The organism is Ureaplasma diversum NCTC 246, assembly GCF_000731915.1.
GTDB classification, from domain to species: domain Bacteria; phylum Bacillota_I; class Bacilli_A; order Mycoplasmatales; family Mycoplasmoidaceae; genus Ureaplasma; species Ureaplasma diversum.
Genome location: NZ_JFDP01000029.1, coordinates 1 through 6,042, shown reverse-complemented (window position 1 = coordinate 6,042; position 6,042 = coordinate 1). Strand labels below are relative to the sequence as shown.

The 6,042-nt window shown below is 34.4% G+C and carries 4 protein-coding genes and 2 pseudogenes; 5 read left to right on the top strand and 1 reads right to left on the bottom strand.

What is annotated here, in order from left to right:
• The 5 genes and pseudogenes from UDIV_RS04485 to atpC all read left to right on the top strand — a co-directional run.
• A pseudogene (locus UDIV_RS04485) lies at positions 1–1,209 on the top strand (hypothetical protein); the annotation flags it as partial.
• Entirely contained in the window at positions 1,209–2,039 is an 831-nt protein-coding gene (locus tag UDIV_RS01070; RefSeq protein ID WP_038102078.1) for a hypothetical protein, read from the top strand. The pseudogene UDIV_RS04485 and the gene UDIV_RS01070, both read left to right, overlap by 1 nt.
• A gap of 1 nt (position 2,040) precedes the next feature.
• Positions 2,041–2,901: an ATP synthase F1 subunit gamma gene (gene atpG, locus UDIV_RS01065; protein ID WP_038102077.1), complete on the top strand. Its 861-nt coding sequence runs from the start codon at positions 2,041–2,043 to the stop codon at positions 2,899–2,901.
• Positions 2,902–2,924: 23 nt separating this feature from the next.
• On the top strand, positions 2,925–4,319 hold the full coding sequence (gene atpD / locus UDIV_RS01060) for a F0F1 ATP synthase subunit beta (RefSeq protein WP_038102074.1): 1,395 nt from the start codon (positions 2,925–2,927) through the stop codon (positions 4,317–4,319).
• Positions 4,319–4,729, top strand: coding sequence for an ATP synthase F1 subunit epsilon (gene atpC / locus UDIV_RS01055; protein ID WP_038102064.1), 411 nt, complete (start codon positions 4,319–4,321; stop codon positions 4,727–4,729). The genes atpD and atpC overlap by 1 nt, the downstream gene beginning before the upstream one ends.
• Before the next feature lie 98 nt (positions 4,730–4,827).
• On the opposite strand, the pseudogene UDIV_RS04480 reads toward atpC, so the two are convergent.
• Positions 4,828–6,042, bottom strand: a pseudogene (locus tag UDIV_RS04480) (GA module-containing protein); the annotation flags it as partial.

The following is a 6,042-nucleotide window of genomic DNA, read 5'->3' as shown; positions in this document are numbered from 1 at the left end:
GAAGTTATCGAAGAACATGAAGTAAGCGAATGTTGTGGAAAAGAAGATTGTTGCTCAAAAGATAGTTTAAATAATAATGAGCAAGAACATAAATGTACTCACCACAATTGCTCAAATACTAATCATTATGGAGGTGAATTAGAAGTGTTAAAATTTAAAAAAACTAGTCATAATCATGATGAACAATTAGAACCGTTTAATGTTAATGAAGCAATTATTGCTTATGCATCAAATCTAAATATGATTGAAAATGTAGATGCTTTTGAGCGTTCTGAATTTAATCAATATTTAATTAAGAATTTATCTAATACTGAACTTTATAATATAATCGAAAACCAAGAAAGTATTACAATGGAAGTTGAACCTGCTTTGATTAAAGCAATTCACTTAGAAATTAGTAAGTTTATTTATCGTGATACTGAACATCAAAGTTTTTGTGCTTACTGTTGTAAACCTTGCCACTGCGATGTAATTAGTGATGAGGAAAAACAAAAAGCATTGAAAGCTCAAGAAGAGGAAAAAGCGCGTTTAAAAGCTGAAGAAGAACAACGTATTTTATTAATGCAACAAGAAGAAGCAGCTCGTAAGGAACAAGAAGAAGCGCTATTACAAGCACAACGCCTTGAAGAAGAAAGATTAGCAGCTCAAAGGGCACTTCGTGAAGCTGAAGAAGCTAAGAGAGCTCAAGAAGAAGCAGAGCGATTAAGACTTGAAGTTGAGGAAATACAAGCTGCTGAAGAAATTAAGATGGCACAAGCGGCTTCAGAAGATGAAGTTCAAGCTCGTGAGCAACAAGTCTTAGTAAAATCAGAAAAAGCTATTGAAGGTATTGAAAAACAAACTGTTATGATTTCTGTTTCACCAGATGAAGCTATAGAACTATTTGACAACGGAAAATCTGCTATCTTCTTTAAAGTAACCCCAGTTTATCCTGTTGGCCGTGTAGTTGTTTATGTAACTTCACCAATTAAAAAAGTTCTTGGTGAATTTGATTTACTAGATATTAAAAAGGGTAAAGTTTCAAGAATGTGAGATAGCTACAAAGATTACTCAGTTATTTCTACAAACAAAGTATTTAAAAACTACTTTATGGATCATACTGATGCACATGCTTTGATTGCATCTCGTGTATATAAATATCGTAATCCTAAGGAATTAGCAAGTTTTGATATGAAAAGGGGCCCTAGCGGGTTTACTTACTTAAAATAATGAAATTTAAGCGTAATAAAACATTTGATGAGTTTACATCTCAATCAAAGGCGAAGCAAATATTTACACCTTGATTTATTGCCGCTTTAGTAGTATGCATTTTTACAGCAACTGCTGCTTTTACTGTTCTTTGTCTATTAAATCCTGGTTTTGAAATTGCACGTGCTGCTGTGGATGGAAATGGAGAATTAATTGAGCCAATACATGTAGCAAATATTGCTAAAGAAAAATCATTTATGTCATTTGTTGAGTATGATCCTCATGCTAACTATCAAGTTTTATTTAAAGCGATTGAAAACTTTAAAACAACATATGGCAATAAAGCTTTTGAAGATGCTATTAATGCAATAGTTAAACACGATCATCAAGCTATAAGTAAATTGCCTAAAGAATTTAATGAAGCTGTTCATGCCTTTATGCACTCTCACTCACAAGGTTCTATTAACCATAATGGTACATGAGGATTTGCTGTTAAAGTATTAAGTGGGGGGCAAGAATCATGATTCTATAAATTCACTAATGCATTTGCTAATCTTGATTCATCTGTTGTTGACAGCCATAATAACTCACTAAGTAAAATGGCTCAAACACGTATGAAAATGATTGATCTTTACCAAGACAACTATCATGCATACTATTGGATATTCATAACTTGCATGATGCCACAAATGATTACACTTGTAATTATTGTTGTTAAGCTTATTACAGTTTTAAAACCAAAACTAAGCGCAGAACAGAAATATGCAATCAAGCAATCAAAAGCTGATAAAAAAGCCCAAAAGAAAAATAAACTTGCAAACAATTCACATTTAAATCTAGAGGCTCACTAATATGTCTTTAGATATGATTAAACGTAAAATCGCATCTATCCAATCAACAGCTAAAACTACTAATGCAATGAAATTGGTTGCAACTGCGAAACTAAAACGACAACGTAACAAATTAGCTGATATTCAAACATATTATGAAAACTACTATGAAGTTATCGGTTTATTATTATCTGTTGTAAAAGATGTTGATTTTTTAACCATTCCTAATGCTAAAAAACGTACTTTATATATTACTATTAATTCAACAATGGGGTTAGCAGGTTCTTATAACTTTAATGTTAACCGTTTAGTTAATGAATTAATTAAATCAGAAGATATTACCTTTACAATTGGTAGAAAAGGTAATGATAATATGCGAATTACAAAACGCCAGCACCAAGTTAATAAGTTCTTAAATTTAAATGATAATGATATGACTTTTGAAATGGCACTTGCTATTGGTAAAGAGGCTCTTGAATTATATTTAAATGGTGAAGTTAATACTATTAAAGTGGTTTATACAAAATTTGTAAACGCAATTAGTTTTGAGCCAGAAGTTATTAGTGTACTTCCTTTTAATAAGGATGAAGTTATTAAAAAGAATAACATTGGTTTAGAATTAGAGCATGATAATATTATTTTCCAACCTAACAAGGAAGATATTATTAAAATGATTTTACCCAGCTATGTTGCCATTGTGCTATTTGATGCTTTACTGAATTCAAACATTAGTGAAAATGCGTCTCGTAGAAATGCAATGGAAGCAGCTACAAAAAACGCCAGATCACTTGCTGACACCTACAAACTTACATATAACACATTACGCCAAGGTAAAATTACAAGTGAAATTACAGAAATCGTCGCTGGTAGTGATGATGAATAACCAAAAACTAGAAGGATATTAATATGTTACAAACAAAAAAAGGTAAAATCCACCAAGTTTTAGGTCCTGTTGTTGACGTGCGATTCCCATCTGATGCCTTACCAAAAGTAAATACAGCCCTCGAGGTTGATAATAATGGCAAAAAGCTTGTACTTGAAGTTGCCCAACTTAGTGGTGACAATATTGCTCGTTGTATCGCGATGGATACTACAGATGGATTAGAACGTGGTTTAGAAGTCATAAACACAAACAAACCAATTAATGTGCCTGTTGGTAAACAAGTTTTGGGTCGTATGTTTAATGTAATTGGTGATCCAATTGATGACAAACCTAAACCAATTGGTAAAAGTATGCCGATTCACCGTCCTGCGCCAAGTTTTGCAGAACAAGCTGAATCTATTGAGATTCTTGAAACAGGAATTAAAGTTGTTGACTTACTTGTTCCGTTTGCTAAAGGGGGTAAAATTGGTCTATTTGGTGGAGCTGGGGTAGGTAAAACTGTCCTTATGCAAGAATTAATTCACAACGTTGCAAAAAACCACGGTGGACTTTCAGTTTTTGCTGGGGTTGGTGAACGTACTCGTGAAGGAAACGATTTATACTACGAAATGGAAGAATCTGGAGTACTAGATAAAACTGCTCTAGTGTTCGGACAAATGAACGAACCACCAGGTGCACGTATGCGTGTTGCTTTAAGTGGTTTAACAATGGCTGAAGAATTCCGTGATGCTTTTGGACAAGACGTTCTTTTATTCATTGATAACATCTTCCGTTTCACACAAGCAGGGTCTGAAGTATCTGCTCTTTTAGGACGTATGCCATCTGCGGTTGGTTATCAACCAACACTTGCATTTGAAATGGGTCAATTACAAGAACGAATTACTTCAACTAAAAAAGGGTCAATTACATCTGTTCAAGCAGTTTATGTGCCAGCTGATGACTTAACTGACCCAGCTCCTGCAACTACTTTCTCTCACTTAGATGCAAAAGTGGTTTTAGACCGTGCAATTGCTTCTCTTGGGCTATATCCAGCGATCTCACCACTTCAATCAACAAGTCGTTTATTAGATCCAGCTGTAGTTGGTGTTAAACACTATACAGTTGCTCAACGAGTAATTCGAATTTTACAACGATTCGTTGAACTACAAGACATCATCGCTATTTTAGGGATTGATGAATTAAGTGAAGAAGACCGTCAATTAGTAATGCGTGCTCGTAAGGTACGTAACTACTTAAGTCAACCAAGTCACGTCGCTGAAAAATTCTCTGGTCAACCAGGGCTTTCAGTAAAAATCGAAGACACCGTAGAAGGATTTAGACAAATCTTAGATGGTGAGTGTGATGATATTCACGAACAACACTTCTTATATGTTGGTAAGATTGATGATGTATTTGCAAAAGCAAATAGTAATAAATAATGAGTAAATTAACAACACTAAAAATTGTTACTCCTCAAGCTCAACTTTATAGTGAGGATGTATATAGTGTGGAAGTGAAAACATCTGAAGGTCGAATTGCGATCTTACCAGATCACAACCCATTAGTTTCACCCATTGTTAACCATGTTGCATACATTCGAGCAACACCAAGTTCAAATCGAAAACCAATGATTCTTTTAGAAGGAATTATTTATGTAGAAAAACACCAAGTTCGTGTGTTTTGCGACTACTTTATTCCTTTAGAAAGTGTTAGTGTTGAAGGTGTTCAAAAAGAACTTGCACAACACCAACAAGACTTCGAAAAAACAAACGATGACAAAAAACGTATGCAGATTAAAGCTTTAATCAAACAAAACGAAGCTGTCTTAGCTGCTTACAAGGATCGATAAAAAGAAAAAACCGAGCCGTTTGGCTTGGTTTTTGTTTTGTCTTGTTAATGGGTTTTTAGTTAATAATTTGTATATTGATTATTTACTAAATTTATTAATTAGATTTTGAATGTAGGTTTAGATTTAGCACCTAATAAATTGAATTCTGGTTTATCTTTTAAAGTTATTTTAATGATTTTGTAATTACCTGGTTCACTATTTAAGAATGGAAGAGATGGGAAGACTTGGAATGGTGTTGGGTCACCAGCTAACTCACTAGTATACACATCTTTTCCGCCAACGTTTACTGTTTGTGAGCCTGATGTTAGAGGTTGGAAACCTTCACGCTCAATAGTGTATATTAATTCTTTATTTTTTATATTTTCATTGTAGTTTTTTAAAGGCGTTTTGATTGTTAATGTTAAATAACCGTTTTTTGGATCTCTTTGAACAACAACAGAATGGAATTTCTTAGAATCAACATCCTGAGCGTCTTTTACAATCTTTTCTATTTCTGTTAATTTGCTAACTTCTTTAACTTCTTCAATTTTAGCTTCAAACATTTTTTTCTCAGCATCTAGAAGATTAGTTAATTCAGAAACAGTTTTTTTAGCTTCAGCTTTCTTAGCTGTTAGATCTTGTTCAGTTTTTTCACCCTGTTGAGCTTCTCCATTTTGTGGTTGTACCATTTCATTTTTCTTTCCTTCTATTTCTTTGTTAGAACTATCTCCAGTTGAACCGTCACTTTGTGCTGAACCAGCTCCTTGAGAACCACCTGTTTGCCCGTTAGACTGTTTGCTGTCAGGTTTTTCAGTAGATTCACCTTGTTTAGAGCTATCACTTTGTGGTGTTCCTGAATCCTTTGGAGTTTCTCCTACTTTTGGATTATCCTTTTCAGATTCTTTTTCTTTATCAGTTGGTGGGTTTTGTTGAGTTTCTGGAGTTTGATCAGTTTTATCTTTAGAACCAGATTGGTTACCTGAACCCGCATCTGATTTATCACCATCAGTTTTTGGATCTTTAGGTGTAGTTTCTGGATTTGGAGCTGGAGTTGAAGAATCGCTTGGTGGAGTTGTTGTGTTATTTTCTGACCCTTGGCTTCCTGCGTTCGATGAATTACCACTTCCAGGATTAGCATTTGTTGTTCCACCACTGTTTGAACCTTGACCAGTTGGATTTGTTGTATTCCCACTTCCTGGGTTTGAAGATTCATTACCGCCTGTTTGTGGTTGATTTTGAGTACCTTGAGAAGGTTTAGTTGGTTTCGCTTTCGTTGGTGCACAAGCTGCAGCTACTCCTATAACACTAACCCCTGCCATAATCGCACCAACTGC